Source organism: Chryseobacterium sp. G0162 (assembly GCF_003815715.1).
In the GTDB taxonomy this organism is placed as follows: domain Bacteria; phylum Bacteroidota; class Bacteroidia; order Flavobacteriales; family Weeksellaceae; genus Chryseobacterium.
Genome location: NZ_CP033922.1, coordinates 2378750 through 2395347, shown reverse-complemented (window position 1 = coordinate 2395347; position 16598 = coordinate 2378750). Strand labels below are relative to the sequence as shown.

The 16598-nt window shown below is 30.5% G+C and carries 17 protein-coding genes; 5 read left to right on the top strand and 12 right to left on the bottom strand.

The window, feature by feature from the left end; translation table 11 throughout:
* Positions 1-9: 9 nt before the first annotated feature.
* On the top strand, positions 10-858 hold the full coding sequence (locus tag EG344_RS10935) for a hydroxymethylglutaryl-CoA lyase (RefSeq protein WP_123909460.1): 849 nt from the start codon (positions 10-12) through the stop codon (positions 856-858).
* Positions 859-1030: 172 nt separating this feature from the next.
* Positions 1031-1867 (top strand): sulfurtransferase, encoded by an 837-nt coding sequence (locus EG344_RS10930; RefSeq protein ID WP_123909459.1) that lies wholly within the window; start codon positions 1031-1033, stop codon positions 1865-1867.
* A 73-nt stretch (positions 1868-1940) separates the two neighbouring features.
* On the opposite strand, the gene EG344_RS23900 is transcribed toward EG344_RS10930, so the two are convergent.
* From EG344_RS23900 to EG344_RS10910, 5 genes are read right to left on the bottom strand one after another with little or no spacing between them, the layout of a single operon-like run.
* Positions 1941-2084, bottom strand: coding sequence for a hypothetical protein (locus EG344_RS23900; RefSeq protein ID WP_164464420.1), 144 nt, complete (start codon positions 2082-2084; stop codon positions 1941-1943).
* A gap of 58 nt (positions 2085-2142) precedes the next feature.
* The gene (locus EG344_RS10925) at positions 2143-2469 is read right to left on the bottom strand and encodes an SUF system Fe-S cluster assembly protein (RefSeq protein ID WP_027372057.1); all 327 of its coding nucleotides are present in this window, start codon (positions 2467-2469) and stop codon (positions 2143-2145) included.
* Between the two features lie 3 nt (positions 2470-2472).
* The gene (locus tag EG344_RS10920; RefSeq protein ID WP_123909458.1) at positions 2473-3174 is read right to left on the bottom strand and encodes a 3'-5' exonuclease; all 702 of its coding nucleotides are present in this window, start codon (positions 3172-3174) and stop codon (positions 2473-2475) included.
* Positions 3175-3191: 17 nt separating this feature from the next.
* Positions 3192-3539: a tRNA-binding protein gene (locus tag EG344_RS10915; protein ID WP_123909457.1), complete on the bottom strand. Its 348-nt coding sequence runs from the start codon at positions 3537-3539 to the stop codon at positions 3192-3194.
* Positions 3536-4045: a hypothetical protein gene (locus EG344_RS10910; protein ID WP_123909456.1), complete on the bottom strand. Its 510-nt coding sequence runs from the start codon at positions 4043-4045 to the stop codon at positions 3536-3538. Before EG344_RS10910 ends, EG344_RS10915 begins: the two co-directional genes overlap by 4 nt.
* A gap of 476 nt (positions 4046-4521) precedes the next feature.
* Between EG344_RS10910 and EG344_RS10905 the strand changes: the two genes are divergently transcribed.
* On the top strand, positions 4522-4866 hold the full coding sequence (locus EG344_RS10905; RefSeq protein WP_123909455.1) for a hypothetical protein: 345 nt from the start codon (positions 4522-4524) through the stop codon (positions 4864-4866).
* A gap of 52 nt (positions 4867-4918) precedes the next feature.
* A complete protein-coding gene (locus tag EG344_RS10900; RefSeq protein ID WP_123909454.1) occupies positions 4919-6580 on the top strand; it encodes a hypothetical protein in 1662 nt (553 codons plus the stop codon).
* Between the two features lie 57 nt (positions 6581-6637).
* On the opposite strand, the gene EG344_RS10895 is transcribed toward EG344_RS10900, so the two are convergent.
* The 3 genes from EG344_RS10895 to EG344_RS10885 all read right to left on the bottom strand — a co-directional run bounded on the left by EG344_RS10895 (position 6638) and on the right by EG344_RS10885 (position 9049).
* On the bottom strand, positions 6638-6964 hold the full coding sequence (locus tag EG344_RS10895; protein ID WP_123909453.1) for a HigA family addiction module antitoxin: 327 nt from the start codon (positions 6962-6964) through the stop codon (positions 6638-6640).
* A gap of 126 nt (positions 6965-7090) precedes the next feature.
* A complete protein-coding gene (locus EG344_RS10890; RefSeq protein WP_123909452.1) occupies positions 7091-8068 on the bottom strand; it encodes a hypothetical protein in 978 nt (325 codons plus the stop codon).
* Between the two features lie 150 nt (positions 8069-8218).
* Positions 8219-9049 (bottom strand): hypothetical protein, encoded by an 831-nt coding sequence (locus tag EG344_RS10885; RefSeq protein ID WP_123909451.1) that lies wholly within the window; start codon positions 9047-9049, stop codon positions 8219-8221.
* 183 nt (positions 9050-9232) lie between these two features.
* Here EG344_RS10885 and EG344_RS10880 point away from each other — a divergent pair, with 183 nt between their 5' ends.
* The gene (locus tag EG344_RS10880) at positions 9233-13027 is read left to right on the top strand and encodes a hypothetical protein (protein WP_123909450.1); all 3795 of its coding nucleotides are present in this window, start codon (positions 9233-9235) and stop codon (positions 13025-13027) included.
* A gap of 107 nt (positions 13028-13134) precedes the next feature.
* On the opposite strand, the gene EG344_RS10875 is transcribed toward EG344_RS10880, so the two are convergent.
* Genes EG344_RS10875 through EG344_RS10860 form a run of 4 tightly spaced genes read right to left on the bottom strand, consistent with a single transcriptional unit; the run spans position 13135 to position 16496 of the window.
* Positions 13135-13512 carry a hypothetical protein gene (locus tag EG344_RS10875; protein ID WP_123909449.1) on the bottom strand — a complete coding sequence of 126 codons (378 nt, stop codon included), beginning with the start codon at positions 13510-13512 and terminating at the stop codon, positions 13135-13137.
* Between the two features lie 14 nt (positions 13513-13526).
* Positions 13527-14447 carry a hypothetical protein gene (locus tag EG344_RS10870; protein ID WP_123909448.1) on the bottom strand — a complete coding sequence of 307 codons (921 nt, stop codon included), beginning with the start codon at positions 14445-14447 and terminating at the stop codon, positions 13527-13529.
* Positions 14448-14463: 16 nt separating this feature from the next.
* The gene (locus EG344_RS10865; protein WP_123909447.1) at positions 14464-15966 is read right to left on the bottom strand and encodes a PIN domain-containing protein; all 1503 of its coding nucleotides are present in this window, start codon (positions 15964-15966) and stop codon (positions 14464-14466) included.
* Positions 15963-16496, bottom strand: a complete 534-nt coding sequence (locus EG344_RS10860; protein ID WP_123909446.1) for an ATP-binding protein — start codon at positions 16494-16496, stop codon at positions 15963-15965. Before EG344_RS10860 ends, EG344_RS10865 begins: the two co-directional genes overlap by 4 nt.
* Positions 16497-16598 lie beyond the last annotated feature (102 nt).

Sequence of the window (16598 nt, the reverse complement as noted above, 5' to 3'; positions counted from 1 at the left end):
AAAGTAAAAATGTTTCTTACCGAATGTCCTAGAGATGCAATGCAGGGATGGGGAGAGTTTATCCCTACTGATAAAAAGATAGATTATATAAACTCCTTAATGGATGTTGGTTTTGATGTATTGGATTGTCTGAGCTTTGTTTCTCCCAAAGCAATTCCCCAAATGGCTGACTCTGATGAGGTGGCTGAAAATATTGATAAATCCCACTCCAAGACCAAAGTTTCTGCTATTATCGGAAACTATAGAGGGGCTGAAAAAGCTTTAAAGCATGAGTCTGTAGATATCTTGGGGTTTCCCTTCTCTATTTCTGAAACATTTCAGCATAGAAATACCAATAAAAGTCAGGAAGAAGCTTTTGATGAGATCATTAAGATGCTTGAGTTGGTAAAAACTGAAGGAAAGCAGCTGAATATTTATTTCTCTATGGCCTTTGGAAATCCTTATGGAGAAATGTGGAAGTGGGAAGATGTAGACCAGTGGGCACAAAGATTCTCGGATATCGGCGTTAAAGATATTCTGCTTTCTGATACCACAGGAGTCGCAACACCTGAAACCATTGCTCTTCTATTTGAAAAAATTCCAGCAAAATACCCTGGAATTAATTTCGGTGGGCATTTCCATAACCGTTATGAAGAGTCATATTCAAAACTGAAGGCAGCTTATGATCAAGGTTGCAGAAGATTTGACAGTGCCATCAAAGGAATTGGCGGATGTCCTATGGCAAAAGATGATCTGGTAGGAAATATGCCTACAGAACAGGTGATTAATTTTATGAGTGTTGAAAAAGCAGATCACAAGCTGAATCTTTTAAACTTTGAAAGCTCTTATAATAAGGCTAAGGATATTTTTCATTTTTAAAATGACTTAGAATCTCTGGCAGATATAGCAAATTACGCAGATAAGACACTGGAAAATGAGGATCTGCTTGAAATCAAAATATAAACAGGAGCGGACTTTAGTCCGCTTTACTATATTCATTAATCCATTGGCTTTGGCCCAAACTTTATTACAATAACCTAAAATCAACACAATGTCTCCAATAGTTTCACCCTCTGATTTAAAAAAACTTCCAACGGAAAACCTCATCATTCTTGATGCAAGAGTAGGGAAAGATGTACAACAAAACTATCTTGAAAAGCATATCAAAGGAGCAAGGTTCATTGATTTGGATAAAGATCTGGCTGAAATAGGACCAGATGCTGCTTTTGGAGGAAGACATCCGCTTCCAACACCAGAAAAATTTGCAGAAACATTATCCGACCTTGGAATAGCTGAAAATTCTCATGTTGTTGTATATGATGATAAAAACGGTTCAAATGCTGCTGCCAGAGCATGGTGGATGCTCAGATCCTTTGGTTTTGAAAACATACAGGTTTTGGATGGCGGAATCCAGGCTGCTGAAAAGAACGCGATAGAACTTTCATCAGGAAAAGAGACTTTTGAAAAAGCTCCAACGATAAAAAAAGAAAATTGGACTCTTCCTATTTCAAGTTTGGAAGACGTTGAAAATGAATTAAAAAGCAATGTTTCCACCGTTGTTGATGTAAGAGATGCTTACCGGTACAGAGGGGAATCTGAACCTATTGACCTGGTTGCAGGACATATTCCGGGGGCAATCAATATTCCTTTTTCTGAAAATCTGGATGAAAATGGATTCTTCCTGAGCCCTGAAGTTCTTAAGGAAAAATATAGCCGATTACTGGAAAATAGACCTGGGAACCTGATTGTTCACTGTGGTTCAGGAGTTACGGCATGTCATACTATTTTAGCATTAGCTTATGCGGGGTTAAAAATCCCTAATCTTTATGTAGGTTCATGGAGTGAATGGAGCAGGAGAGAAGGAAAAACAATCGCAAAAGAAGTGTAAGAGCAACCCTGAATTTGAGGTTTAACAATACAAAAAAGGATGTCATATCATGACATCCTTTTATATTTTCATATTACTTTTTACCCAATTGCAGCAGTGAGATAATGATAAACCCTATGCCGGTTATAAAAGGAGGCTGAGCCTGCATTTTAGATCCCAGATAAAGCATATATATACCTAAGAAAGCAAGGAGTATTGCTCCTATCTTTTTTGCCATAATTACTGAATAAATAGTTAGTAATATTAATTTTATCTGAGTAGAAAATGCTTAAGGTTTATAGCATTCCCAATTCAAATTTTGCTTCTTCGCTCATCATATCCTTATTCCAGCTCGGTTCAAAAGTAAGTTCTAAGTCAACACTTTTTACATGTTCTACTTCTGCTACTTTATCTTTTACTTCCTGAGGAAGTGTTTCTGCCACCGGGCAGTTTGGAGTGGTAAGGGTCATTATTATTTTTACGTCAGCATCATCGGAGATCTGTACATCATAAATAAGCCCTAATTCGTAAATATCTACCGGAATTTCGGGATCATATACGGTTTTTAGCACGCTGATGATTTCTTCACCAATGTCTGCAATTTGATCGTCTGTAAATTTCATTTTTTAATCTAAATTGATATTCCTTTTCAACAAATCTTCCTGACGCATGCGTCGGAAAATATTTGCCAAAGTTAAGACATCTTTTTCACAATAATCAACAATTCGCTGCAAGTCTTTTTCTATGTAGTAAATTGATGAAACCATTGAGCCATCGATATCATCCTTGGGAGTGGGAATACCAAAGACATGAGCTAATAATTCCAGTGATACAAAACTTTTATAATCCCCGAATTTCCACAGTTCCATCGTATCTATATGAGGAATTTCCCACGGCTTTTTCCCAAACATCTGAAAAGGAGCAGGCGGCTGCATTCCATTGATGAGATACCTTCGTGCAATCCATGGAAAATCAAATTCTTTTCCGTTGTGGGCGCAAAGAATGACATTATAAAGCCTTGGACTGTTGAAAATTTCTCCAAATTCCTGGAGCATCTTTTTTTCATCATGCCCTGAGAAGCTTTTGATCTTTAAAGTTTCGTTCTTCTCCACCATTCCGATCGTGATGCAGATGATCTTACCGAATTCTGCCATAATTCCGGCTCTGTCATAAAATTCAGCTGCCGAAACATCTTCTTTTCTCTGAAATCTGGTTTTCTTATCCCAAAGATGCTGATCTGTTTCAGATAAATCGTCCCATGATCCGGCCTGTGGAACAGTTTCAATATCAAGGAATAAGACCTTTTCTAATGGTATGTTTTGTATCATTGTGTGTTTTTTATTTGCTATCCTACCTGCATTCCGTTTTTAGTAGGTAATGAAGGGGTTAAAAGAGTGACATCATTTTTATCTTCTCCATATAATCCGAGAACTAAACATTCGCTGAAGAAGTTGGCAATCTGTTTTTTAGGAAAGTTAACCACTGCCAGAATCTGTTTTCCTATCAATTCTTCTTTCTGATAAAGAGAAGTGATTTGTGCAGATGATTTCCTGATTCCTAAGTCACCAAAATCAATCTCCAATTGATAGGAAGGGTTTCTGGCTTTTTCAAAATCATTTACTGAAAGAATGGTTCCGCATCTGATGTCTATTTTTTCAAAATCTGCCCAGGTTATGTCTGGTTTTACGTTCATGGTAATGTATTAATTAAATGTTCTACTTCTATTTTCTGTTCTGCATATTTTTGTTGTAATTCCGAACCTTCGCCCATTCTTTTATAATATTCCAGGGCTTTTCCGCCAAAGAATTTTTTATGAAAAGCCGAAACCTCAGGAACTTGTGGGAAAACCTTGTGAAAAAGCATTTCATAGTAAGCCTGAAACTCTCTTTCATTTTTATTTTCAATTACCTGCCCCGGAGCCTTTTGTCTTACATGAAGCATTTCGTGGGCTACCATATTGAGGACAAGATTCAGATCAAAATCAAATAAATTTCTAGGAATCATCACAGTTTGAGGTCCTCCCAATTCTCCTTCTGCAGTAAGAAGTATCGAAGTAGGGGAAAGCTCTTCTCTGAAACCAAACCCTGCAAAATTGTCATGTTCCAGATCAAAAGAATGAATCAGATATTTTGCCGCATCCAGAATCTGATTATGTTCTTTATAGGCTTCAAGGTGTAGATTTACCTGCTCGAAATTCATTTGAAGTATGTTTTATAACAAATGTATTAAAATATTGAGAATTTAAGAGAGTGTTTGGGAATTAATGAATTCTAGGGTTGAATTTATAAATTTGACCTTTTAGATCTCCACATCATACAGTTTTTGAGCATGGGATGTGGGGTTTTGTGTCAATTTCAAAAGAAGATGATAATTTATAATTTAAATTGATAAAATAACAATTGTCGTTTAATTTATAATTAAAACTCTTATTACTTCAATTATTTTGAGGGCTATCTGAAATTATCGTAGGTAGCTAAAATATTTTCTAACTACTAAAAGCTTTAGAAATTCATTTTTCAAACAATTTACTTTTCCATTTTTTTATATATGGTCAGAGGTTACAATTGCCCAAAATACAGCTGTAATTGATATTGTTTTATGTTTCTGACAATGTGTTAAATAATATTCAGTTCATTGGATTTTTTGTTATCTTTAATTCTATAAAAACTAATAAAATGAGCGCAGAGATATTTATTCAATTACATAATATTCCTAAACATGAAATAGGGCTTGAAGAGTTTACTGGAATTGATCTTATTCCAGAAGAGATTCCAGAAGGAGCAATTGGGGAACCATTGACCTTTACTTTAGCCGTTACTGTTGGAGGGCTTGGTATTGTTGCTGCATATTTATTAAGAAAATCAAAATATAAGTCATTTGAAGAAAATATTGAGATTGTTAAGCCTGATGGAACCAAGATAAAGAAAGTTATTCGCTATAAGGAAAAACAAGCAGAAGCAGGTAAGGCTGAAGTAATAAATCAAATAGTAAAGTCTATTGAAGAACTTATGAATTTATAACAAGGCCATGTATACTCGATCTTTTACTCATCCTTTATCTAATACAATTGTATTGGATAAAATTGATGTATCAATAGTATTAGCAGACTTACTAACAGGGAAATTAAGTAAACACTTATTACCCTATGTCCTTCATGAAGTTACACATTATTGGACTTTTACTTCACTTGTAGGGCAGTCATTATCTATTATTGGCTTAGAAAGTAAAAGTAAATTAACTAAGATAAATGATGATGACCTATTATATGTTAAAGAGATGGCTAGCCTTGATATAATGTATAATTCTGTTTTTACTTTTCTACAACCTCTTTTAGAAGGAATGGCTGAATTTGCTGAGTTCGACTTAGCTCCAGGCTCTTCATCTCTTATTTCACAGGTAAGTAATATAATGGGAATCCTGTTTCTAATGAAAGATTTGAGGGAATTAGATATTCATAATATTAATGATGTAGATGTAAGTCAACTTTTAATTGAATCATTATATAGTAAACGATTAACAAATTTATTTATTGAACGAAAAAAAGCTCTTTACTATCATTCGATTGATCCATTGAAAAGTAGTTATTTAACAGGTTACCTCACTGTTAAAAACATGCAAAGAACGTTGATTCTGAACTGTAAAAGATTTACTGATTCTGAACTTTTTTTCATATACCTAAAAGCTTTTTTCTTTGAAGATCCAGAACTCGCTAAAATAATTCTTTCTGAATATAAAGATCCTTTTGAAATACCCTCAATTGTTATCAATTATTTCCATAAAAGAATTATGAAATTTTTTCAAATAGATCATTCAAAGTACATTGATGTATTTATTAATGAATTATTAAATAAAAAGAGCTCTATCTACAAAATTGATTCTTATGTTACGGGGAAAATTGAATCTTTTTCTGTTGATCAGCAAAAAACGGATGAATTAATTGAAGTATTAATGAATTCACGAATCAAATCAATGATTGATATTCATCCAGACAGTGATTCTAAAATAAGGAAACTGTTTATCTCATTACTTCTACAAAGAAATGTGATAACAATTGCAAATAATCAGGTATTAATTAAGACGGACAAAGCAGGTAGGTTGACATTATTTGATATTAATGGTAAACCAATGCTAAGTTTAGACACAGAACATACAATATGTAATAATTTTGAAGGCTTATTAGATGTTAATGTGTTCCTTCTTTTTGAACCTTTGGGATTACATGTTGTTATATCTGAACAAGATAAAGTTTTGAGTTCCTTTTGTCTAAATGGAAAAAAGATTCCTGATGATAAATTAGACTATTTTATAGGTAGAAATCAAACACTTGCCACAATAAAAGAATTAACAAAAGGATCTAGTTTCTTAAAAACAGACGAAGTATTTAATATTTATGTAAAATACATGGAAGAAAATATATTTCCAAACTTAAAAAATCTCTTTAATGGAGCTGCATTGTTCAATATACCTGACGATTTTTATTTGCAGACGTTAGAAAAAATGGAAATAGCAGGTTTGAGTAGTATTTTAGATGATGATGATTTGTTGTATGATTTTACTATCGCTTCTATTGTTTCTACACATTATCTTAATCCATATTCTTCAGAAATTAACTCTTTTGTTAGAGGCAAGTCACTTATTAATTCTATAAAAAAGATTAATTTTAAAATAGAAAAGATTTTAGGGTTCAAGAATTTTATTTTGGTTGGCAATGAAACTATACACACTTCTCTATAATTATCAATTTATAATACTAATTAATAAACTATATTTTATATTGTTACCAGAATGGAGCTATTTTAAAATATTGTGTAATTTAAAATCAAATTTATCTAATTTAATTTGTTTCTTTTTAAACTCCTTTTCGGCTTCTCTTAAATCATAAGCAGCTTGCAGTTTTATCCATAAATTAGCGCTTCCTCCGAAAACTTTGGAGATACGAATTGCCATTAAAGGGCTAATAGCACTTTTACCATTAACAACTTTAGATAAGGTCGGTTTTGTCACACCCAAAAGTTTAGCTGTTTTTTCAACAGATAATTTATTGGGTTTAATAATCTGATTGGAAAGAATTTCTCCAGGATGCGTGTTTTGCTTAATAGTACGAGCTAAAGGTTTCATATACTATAAATTTTATAAGAATTATGTAAATAGAATGATAGCATAATTAATTTATTTAGTCCATAAAGGAATTTCTTCTTTACAACCTACAATTATAAAACCTAGAATAAACTAATAATATTAGATTTAAAAATGCTTTGTTGCATCTCCAACTAGCTCTTCTGTAAATTCTTTTTTGATAATATTAAAAACTGTTTTTACATATCCATATCCCATAGGGCCTCTGCCTGTGGAATTAAAAGATGTGACAAACTGCCGGTAATCTTCAATTAATTCTGATTTAGGAAGATTGAATGCTTTATATGTTGTTGTAACTGCAGTTGGTATTTTTGTCCCATCAAAACTTTTTTCAATCTTATCTAATAATTTTGTAGATGTATTGGAAGTATGATGTGGGGTCTTTACATAGGATAATCCTTCAAAGTGATAGTCTGGAATTAAATTTATTGTTTGGTTTTCAATGTCTCCACTAAATAATAGACTTAATTCTCCAACTTTGAAAACAGTTGCTATTGAAAAGTCGTTTGCGTTCACATGAGTTGCTCCTGCTATTTTAGCCTGTTTCCTTCTTTTAATAATAGCAGATAAAGGAGCTATGCAAAAAACCTGAAAATTAAATTGTTTTGTTGTTTTTTCTTCTTTGATGATCCTTCGTACAATCTCTAGGTTTCCATCAACAGGTAGTGTTAAAGTATGAACGTTGTAATTTTGCTGCTTATTTAAAGAATTAATTTTTTCAAAACAATTTTTAACATCTTGATTATAGCTGAAAATATCTAATTCAGTTCCATCAATTCCTTCTGGAAGGTAAAAATTTGTCTTGGCTGAACAATAATTGTCAACTAATATATCAATTCCAACAGAATGGTCTTCATCAGTGTGTGTCCAAATGAAATAATCAATATTTGAAATTTTGTAATAATCTAGAATGTCTTTTGTTTTATGAAGCGTTGCAGTAGAATAACAGTCAATAACAAAACTGAATAAGACCTGATCTTTAACATTATCATAAAGCAAGATAACTTGACTTTCTCCTTTTTCGGAATAACCGATAGTAAAAACGTCAAGAGTTATCTCATTAATATCCTCAACATAATAAGTCACTTTTCTTTTCTAATTATAGGTTTACTAGTGCGGAGAAAATGAGAGACATTTACCTCTTTGGATATTGCACTTTTCCTAACAGATGGTTTAAATTCAAGTTTCTTAGGTTTGCCATCTTTTAAAGGGATGAAATTTTTATCAATAGATATTTTATTCATTTTGTGAATGATTTTTCAAATAATTTTCTGTTACGCTTAATTTAAAAATGTTAAATAAGTGATTGTGATTAATATTTTTTAAAATTGTTTCGACTTGTGTCTTATCAAAGTTAATTTTATTCAGAATATATTCTGGGTAGTATCCTTCAAGATCTAAAAGAATCTGAAATGCTGGAATGTCCTCCGATTTTTCATTTTTGTAGGCCCCATATTCAAAAGAACGGATTATATTAATAATTGGTTCATCGGAACCGCTTTGTAAAGTATCTTCGTATCTGTTTTGAATTGAATGATAACCATGATCTTTAAAGCCTGATTTAAAAAGATTGGGCTCAAAATCATCATAAATACTTTTAATATCGAAATATATATTACCACCTAGTTTACGCAATGCAATTTTTTTGATCTTTAGAAATTCATTTTCAGAATATAAAAACTCCAAATAATTAGTAAAAAAATTTAGATATGGATCTATATTTATATAATCCGTACATTCAATTGTTAAAGAAGAAAAATATTTATTAATGTCAAATGTTAGTTTATCTGTTCCAAAAGTATTTTCTGTAAATCTGAAAATTTCTTGGGACTGTATTTCGGTACGAGGTATTAACAAAGTATCAATAAGATCATCAATATTATTAAAGTCTAGTTCTAATCTATTATAGAAAGTTGTTTCAAATGATTTAAAATATTCTTTGAATCTTTCATAAAACCCTCTAATAATGTCTTCAGAATCAAGAATTCCTTGATAATATACGCGGAATATGATATTTTTCATCATATTCTTTTTTAAATCTTCACGCTGAATCTGGTCTTTATTCATTTGGTATATATCTGTATAACAAAGTTATTATAAATAATCGGTATTTTACACACACACAAGACTCTTAGTTTCGAATAGTATTAGTAAATTTCATATTTTATAGATGACCTCATTAAACTAATAAAAAAACAATTGTAAATTAATTTAAAAAATAAAACACCATAAATATATTATAGAAAAATAATGAATGAGATAAATATTGAAGATATAAAAAGACTTAAAGATCTACAGTTGTCACAACTATTACACCATTTAATTGGATTAGAAGCTGATAAATATCAACTTCAAGAATTTGAAAGATCCGTTCCCTTTAACATTACATCTGCTGATGGAGGATCTGATGGAAGAGCTATTTGGAATGGTAATCCTGAAACAACACGATGGCTCAAAAATAAATTTACAATCTTTCAAAATAAAGCAACAGATCTTATGCCATCTCTATGTGCAGATGAAATTTTAGAACCTGAAAAGAAAAATGTTAAAAGAAAGCTGAAGGAACAGATTGAAAAGCTAGTTAAGTCAAATGGGTGTTATATTTTATTTACTAATAAGCCTATTGTTGACAATGGTAAGGATAATAGAATAAAAGGTTTTAGAGATGCAATCAAGATTGCCGGAGAAGCAAATTATGCTACGTTTCATATAGAAGTATATGATGCTAACTCGATTAAGGACTGGGTTAATGAATATATATCAGCAGTAACTTTAGTACAAGGATTTAATGGAATACATAGACCGGATGGCTTTAGAACCTGGGAGGAATGGGAAATTTTTTCAAGGGCAAATCAGAATACATTTAAATTAGATGATATAGTAAGGAATAATATTTCACTTATAAATCTAATCGATGAAAAAAAATCTATTCGTATAACAGGACACTCTGGTCTTGGTAAAACAAGATTAGCTTTAGAAGCATTTAGAGAATCTTTAACACAGAAAGCTGTAGTTTATTATGATTTGGAAGGAAATGAAAATATTGCTGTAATTAAAAACTATATTATATCACATCAAGATAGTCAGAATGGAATTATAGTAATTGATAATTGTGATGCCAGAAGCCATAATATTTTGTCTAATACAATTAGCCCAACAAGTAAAATTAAGATTATTACTATAGGCCTAGACGATAATAATTCGATTGAGGATTTAAAAATTAAAATAGAAAGGGATAAACAACGTGATCTTGTAAGAGAAATTGTACAAAACAAAATTGGATACACTCATAATGTCTCAGATATAGAATATATAAATACTATATCAGAAGGTTATCCTTCTATGGCGATCAAATTTTGTGATATAGTTCTTAAGGATGGAATGTCAGAATTACATAAAATTCCGCTTGATGAGTTCACTAGAAAATTAATATTTGGTAATGGAGTTGAAAATGATATAGAATATGGTGTAGTTAGGGCATGTTCTGTCTTTTCCTCGTTTGGATTTTTAGATGATAGTTTTAGAGAAGTAATAAATACTGAAGTTAAAGAATCACTAAGAGCACAGATGGACTTTATTAGGACAAGAATATATGATGGAGATATTACATCTACGAAATTTAGAGAAATATGTACCAAATTTCTAAAACTTGATATTATTGAGAGAAGAGGAATCTATTATGTTGTAAAACCTACTTTATTAGCGATTAATTTAGCTGCTGATTGGTTATTGCATACAGATGCAGACCAAATTATTATAATTATTAAGGAACTCAAAAATGTTGGGCTTGATGAAAAATTTGTAGATAGGTTAAAAGATCTTGATCAAATTGATAAAGCTAAAGATATTGTTGCCGAGTTATGGGGCCCGAATAGCCCTTTTGGTTCAGCGGAGGTTCTTAATACTTCTTGGGGTTCACAACTCTTCCGCTATGTTGTAGAAGTGAACCCGATAATAACGGCTAAGGCTTTAGAATCTTCATTTGGTAAGATGTCTAAGCAAGAAATTTACTCTATAGATATTGGGAGAAGGAATTTAGTTTGGTCATTAGAAAAACTGTGTTTCAGAAAAGAATCATTTGATACTGCTGTAAAAATCTTATACTCATTCGCCGTATCAGAAAATGAAACATGGGGAAATAATTCAATAAGTCAATTTAAACAACTTTTTCAATTGTTTCTTTCAGGAACAGAAGTTTCATTAAATAATAGATTGAAAATTTTAAAGTGGGGGCTTGAAAAAAATGATGATGATTATACTAAAATTGCAATAGAAGCTATGGGACGGGCATTGATAGTAGATAATTTCATAAGATTAGGGGGATCAGAAAAACAAGGTAATAATGCTCCCTTACAAGATTATCATCCATCACAGGAAGAAATTCATATTTATTGGATACAAATTATGGAAATGCTCACAAGTGTTGCTTGTTCAAATAATATAAATGCCAATTTAGCAAAAGATAAAATTGCTAAATCAATTAGGGGGCTGTCGAGAATAGGAGAATTAACATTAATAATTAATTCTATTAGAGAAATTATAGAATTTAAAGATGAAATATGGTCTGAAGCCTTAAATAACTTAAAAATGACTTTGTCTTATGAAACGCATCTATCTCATATGGACAAAGAACAAATAAATTCATTGATTGATGATCTTTCTCCTAGAGATTTAAAAAATCAGTTGTTAATAAAAGTCATAAAACCTGAATGGGAGCCATTTGAAAGAGACGAAGAAGATGAATACCTTGATAAACCTAAGCTAAACGCCCAAAATTTGGCGTTAGAAATTATCAATAATAATCTGAAATGGGAATTATATTTAGATGATTTACTACAAGGAGATCAAAGACAAACATTTAATTTTGGTCAAAAAATTGGTGAATTAACAGTAGATAAGAAAAATTTAATTATTAATATCCTTGAAAGGTTAAAAGAAATACCACAAGAATCACAAAACTTAGACCTTTTAGCAGGAATTCTCTCTAATCCTGAGGATAAGCGTCTTGCAGAAAGTATTATTGATGATTTTCTTTTAGACTCGAATATGATGCGTCATGCTTTCTATCTTACTAGAGTAATAAATCCTTCTTTGATTGATATTGAAAAGCTTTTTATTTTGGTTGATAATCATAACTTTTCAATATATCAGTTTAAAAATTTTCAATATGGAATGATATTAGATCATCTCAATGTCGATGAGATGTTGAGGTTGTGTAAAAAGATAAGTCTATATGCAAATGCAGGTAAATGGACAGCTTTGTCTCTCGTTTATATGTATTGTCGTGGAGACAATCAAAGATGGGATAATTGTAAATCTTTTTTAAAAGATCTAATTTCAAGTGGAAATATGACAATAGATAATGATTCTACTGGTCAATTAGAGGGGTATTATTGGTCAGAAACCGTACGTAGAATATTGTCTGAGAATAAAGTAAAAGAATTTGCAGTAGTTATTACAAAGCAAATTATTGATTTTTGTTCTCAAAGAAATTTTAATTATTCATTTGACTCTTATATTTCAAATGTATTAAGTTTATTATTCGAGAAATATTTTAAAGATGTATGGGATTATATTGGTAATGGTATTATAGGGGATTACACTACTTATTTTCACTTAGAAAGTTTGGTAGGGTCTAAAAATGGATCATTAGCAGGAAGAGAGGGAATGTTATTTTTAAATCCCCAAAATTATGATTTTATTTTAGGATGGTGTAGACATTATCCAGATATTGCACCTAAAAGACTAGCGCGATTAATGCCTCTAAGTATTCTGAGAAATGAAGAAGTAGTATGGCACCCTTTTTCCAAAGCTATTTTAGATGAATTTGGGTATGACGAAAAAGTGCTTTCAGAATTATCAGCAAATATTGGAACCTTTGGAACTATTGGATCTCGAGTTCCATATTTTGAAACTATTAAATTGCTTTTGGAAGAATTAATTGATCATCCAATTCAGCAAGTTAAAGATTGGGCTGTTCAAATGTTAGAATATAATGCTCTTGATATTAAAAGAGAAAAACTAGATGACGAGCAATGGATTTAAACTAAAAATTTTAAGCTTTATTCTTTAATTGTAATAGCTACGATTGTTTTTGAAATAATGAAAAAACCTGTGTCTCTCACAGGTTTTTTCATTATTTCAAATTTCATTTATACAGTATCTAAATACATATAAGATTGAGGAGGAGAAACTTTAAAATCATCTTTTAACGATAAAGGTTCTGAATACTTTTTAACATCTTTGATTTTTATAGCATGAGCGACCTCTCTCTCTCCAAAATATTCATAAAAATATTTTTCAGTAATTCCCGATTGCTTTTTTGTCTTTTCCCATATATCTTCAGGGGCAGATGTTAAAATAGTATCAATTTCAAATTCTCCAATAACCTTTTGTACAGGTGATGATGCATAAACAACAACTGTTGTTACATCCATTTTTTTAAAAATAACTTTTCTGAATTCAAACTTTTTTTTACCCTCAAATATTTTAAAGGCAAACTCTGGTTTGATAGATAATAAAACTCTCATTATAATTTAATTCGTTATAATAACTTTAATAGTAAAAACTTAAATATATCATACAAAAAGCATCCCACTAATGATATACTTACCACAACTCCTAAATATTTTGCAATCGTTTTCCAATTATTTTTCTCATACTTAGATTTAATCAAAAGGGAACTGTTTTCTTGATTTGTCCATTTCCAATGATAGGCTAGGAAAATAGCATTCTCTATATCGGGTAAATCGACATAACCATTCCATCTATAATTTTCCAAATTACGGCAACTTAAATAAGGTGTATGATATCCTATAACATCTTCACTATTGCTGCAAATGTAAAAGAAATGTTGTTTTTCGATGTGACACATTTTGCCACAATATTCCATAAGATCTTTGTTTAGATCCCTTATTTCATTAACTCTAAAATCAATCATTTCTAGTTCAGAAAATGCACTTTCGAAAATTGAGTTAGACGGGCTCGTGATTGTAGAGAGTTGATTTAAAAAAGGGCCTGAAATTCTAAGTCTAATATATAATTTTTTGTTTATTTTCGGTACTTTTAAACTCACTATTGTCCCTCCATATTTATTTTCAAAGCTGATGTCATTATCAGAAAATTCATAAACAGTAAAAACTTCATCATCTTGATCACTGAGAATTTTATGCTGTTTACTTCCTTCAATGACAACTTTGTAGTTTTCATTAAATATTGCACTAACTAAATCAGGTTTCTTTATAAATTTGGAAACTATATCACAAAAGTCTTTTTTTTCTATCTTGGCTGGAAAATAGAAATTGATATACTCCGTATTCTGAGTCGATTTTAATTTAAGGCCAACATCTAAAAACTTGTGAAAATTTTTATCGTTATTAGGTATTTTCCAATAATTAAAATGTAATTCTATTTCTTGAAAGGGCTGCTTATCATTCCTTGACTCCCAAATAGCTATACTTTTCATTTTTTTAAATTAACTATTAATCAAGAATAAAGCTCTCATCACTTTTTGTATTTTTTAAAATATCGTTGAATTTTTTTTCGCTGATATGTTTAAATCCTCTTGGCGAATCATTTATGCCGTTAAGAACTTTTAAATCAATTAATTCCTTCATATTAATTCTGTGTGGAAAAGAATAGATATATAAAAAATTAACAACAAAAGGCTTATCATGAGAATGATTCCACATTTTCCGTAGGTCATATTCAGGAAATACTGTACTTTTTCTACAGTATAAAACGAAGTCGTCTTCGTCTTTAAAATCATATTTAACTTCTTGTACTATTCCTATTGTGGAAACTACACTCTTGTAATACCCCCCTGTCCTATAAAAAATAAGAATATCTCCACGTTCAGGGTGTGGTTCATAAGCTCGTGACACATATACTTTATTAATACCATTTCTGTGCGGAAAGTCTTCGATAAACTCCTCTGGAGATTCTGTGTTTAAAATTGAATCGGGTAATAGGTTAGTATGATAATCTGGGTAAATTGGTACTATGTAGCAATTTTGTGATCGTGAAATATAGGGATAATGTGCTTTTAGATTCTCTTTGTTAAAAGCTTTAGTAAAGTCTCTTACATATATTAACTCCTCATTTTTCTTCCCCCAGAAAATAAATCCCCATTGCTCCAACAGGTCGATGAGTCTTTTTTGTTCATCTCTTTTGTCAAATATAGTAACATATATCTCATCAACTTTATTTTTTAAAGCATTATCAAAAATAATTTTCATAAATCTTTCCCCAAGACGAAATCCATTATTAATTACCTTGAAAGTTCCAATTTTTAGTCTTTTCTTAGGAGTAAATAAAGGGATAATATCTTTATAATTTTCATCACTATCTTCAATCTTTAAATATAGGAAGGATAATAGTAAACCATTATTTGAGTTTACAGTAATATATGCTTCTTCATCAAATTTCTTTATAAACCACTTATCAAATCCATTATAATCTTCTTTAAGACTTTCGAAAAAATTATCATCTAAATTAATTCTACCGAACTTAAGCTTTTGAACATTAAGAACTTTATAATTGACAAGATCTGGATGTTCTGCAAATGTTTTTTCCAGAAAAGAATCTATAGTAAAGACTTTATCTTGAATTTTCAATTCAAGCGCTTTGCGATGCATTTTTTTATCTTCTGTAATTAATATATCCACTCTGCCAATATAAACTTCATTTAAAAGTTGAGTGTCATTTCTATCATTGTCATTAGCATCTATTATAGAAGATAACTCTATAACTTCCTTTTGTAAGGGAGATGGTAACTCGATTTGTTCATAACTGTCTAACTTTATATGAAAACTATTAACAGCTGTCTTATCCTTATATTTCTCAATTTCAACAATTGAAAGAGAATGTACGCATTTCGTATACTTGGCTCGTTCCAACCATCGATAAAGAATTCCAACATCTTGATTAATTACCCGAGAGGCCTCTCTATGTATAATAATGTTTGTATCTAATAATGCTTTCATGGTGTATTTAGTTTCTTATAAATTTTTTCTAATATTTCAGAATAATTATCTTGTGTTCCTATATTAAGATCTATGTTTAATTTTTTTGATAGTTCTTGTGCATATGATAGTTCGTAATTTTGAAATTTTTTTAGAAGCTCTATTGAATAAACTATGTTATCTCTATTTTGAAGTCTAGTACTAATTTCTGATACATTACCTAGAATAATGTTTAAGTTTATAGGATTAATTTGAATAAATGTGTCATGTGGAACGGGTTGCACTTTATTTTTTTTATTCAATAAACAATAATGCCCATCTAAAAGATAATTTTTATTAACATCAGTATTAAGTTTCAAACCAATTATTAATTTATTTTGCATTTGTAAAATGTTACTAACCTTTTTGTTTTTTGGGTCCTCAGATTCATCCCATTTCAAAAGTTGACTTGCTGATAAGTATTTTAGATTTAAATCCTTGCAGATGCTTTTACATATAGTACTTTTGCCAACTCCATGGATTCCTCCTATAAAAAATATTTTACCTGACATGATTTTACCTGTTATGAATATACAATTACTTCTTAAACAAAATTGGTAGAATGATTTATTACTATTTTTTGCAAAAATATATTTTAATACGACAAAATGTGA

Bases quoted from the DNA above. Each gene is read 5' to 3' on its own strand.
- EG344_RS10935 (WP_123909460.1), top strand. From the start codon at position 10: ATGTTTCTTACCGAATGTCCTAGAGATGCAATGCAGGGATGGGGAGAG.
- EG344_RS10930 (WP_123909459.1), top strand. From the start codon at position 1,031: ATGTCTCCAATAGTTTCACCCTCTGATTTAAAAAAACTTCCAACGGAA.
- EG344_RS23900 (WP_164464420.1), bottom strand. From the start codon at position 2,084: ATGGCAAAAAAGATAGGAGCAATACTCCTTGCTTTCTTAGGTATATAT.
- EG344_RS10925 (WP_027372057.1), bottom strand. From the start codon at position 2,469: ATGAAATTTACAGACGATCAAATTGCAGACATTGGTGAAGAAATCATC.
- EG344_RS10920 (WP_123909458.1), bottom strand. From the start codon at position 3,174: ATGATACAAAACATACCATTAGAAAAGGTCTTATTCCTTGATATTGAA.
- EG344_RS10915 (WP_123909457.1), bottom strand. From the start codon at position 3,539: ATGAACGTAAAACCAGACATAACCTGGGCAGATTTTGAAAAAATAGAC.
- EG344_RS10910 (WP_123909456.1), bottom strand. From the start codon at position 4,045: ATGAATTTCGAGCAGGTAAATCTACACCTTGAAGCCTATAAAGAACAT.
- EG344_RS10905 (WP_123909455.1), top strand. From the start codon at position 4,522: ATGAGCGCAGAGATATTTATTCAATTACATAATATTCCTAAACATGAA.
- EG344_RS10895 (WP_123909453.1), bottom strand. From the start codon at position 6,964: ATGAAACCTTTAGCTCGTACTATTAAGCAAAACACGCATCCTGGAGAA.
- EG344_RS10885 (WP_123909451.1), bottom strand. From the start codon at position 9,049: ATGAATAAAGACCAGATTCAGCGTGAAGATTTAAAAAAGAATATGATG.
- EG344_RS10880 (WP_123909450.1), top strand. From the start codon at position 9,233: ATGAATGAGATAAATATTGAAGATATAAAAAGACTTAAAGATCTACAG.
- EG344_RS10875 (WP_123909449.1), bottom strand. From the start codon at position 13,512: ATGAGAGTTTTATTATCTATCAAACCAGAGTTTGCCTTTAAAATATTT.
- EG344_RS10870 (WP_123909448.1), bottom strand. From the start codon at position 14,447: ATGAAAAGTATAGCTATTTGGGAGTCAAGGAATGATAAGCAGCCCTTT.
- EG344_RS10865 (WP_123909447.1), bottom strand. From the start codon at position 15,966: ATGAAAGCATTATTAGATACAAACATTATTATACATAGAGAGGCCTCT.
- EG344_RS10860 (WP_123909446.1), bottom strand. From the start codon at position 16,496: ATGTCAGGTAAAATATTTTTTATAGGAGGAATCCATGGAGTTGGCAAA.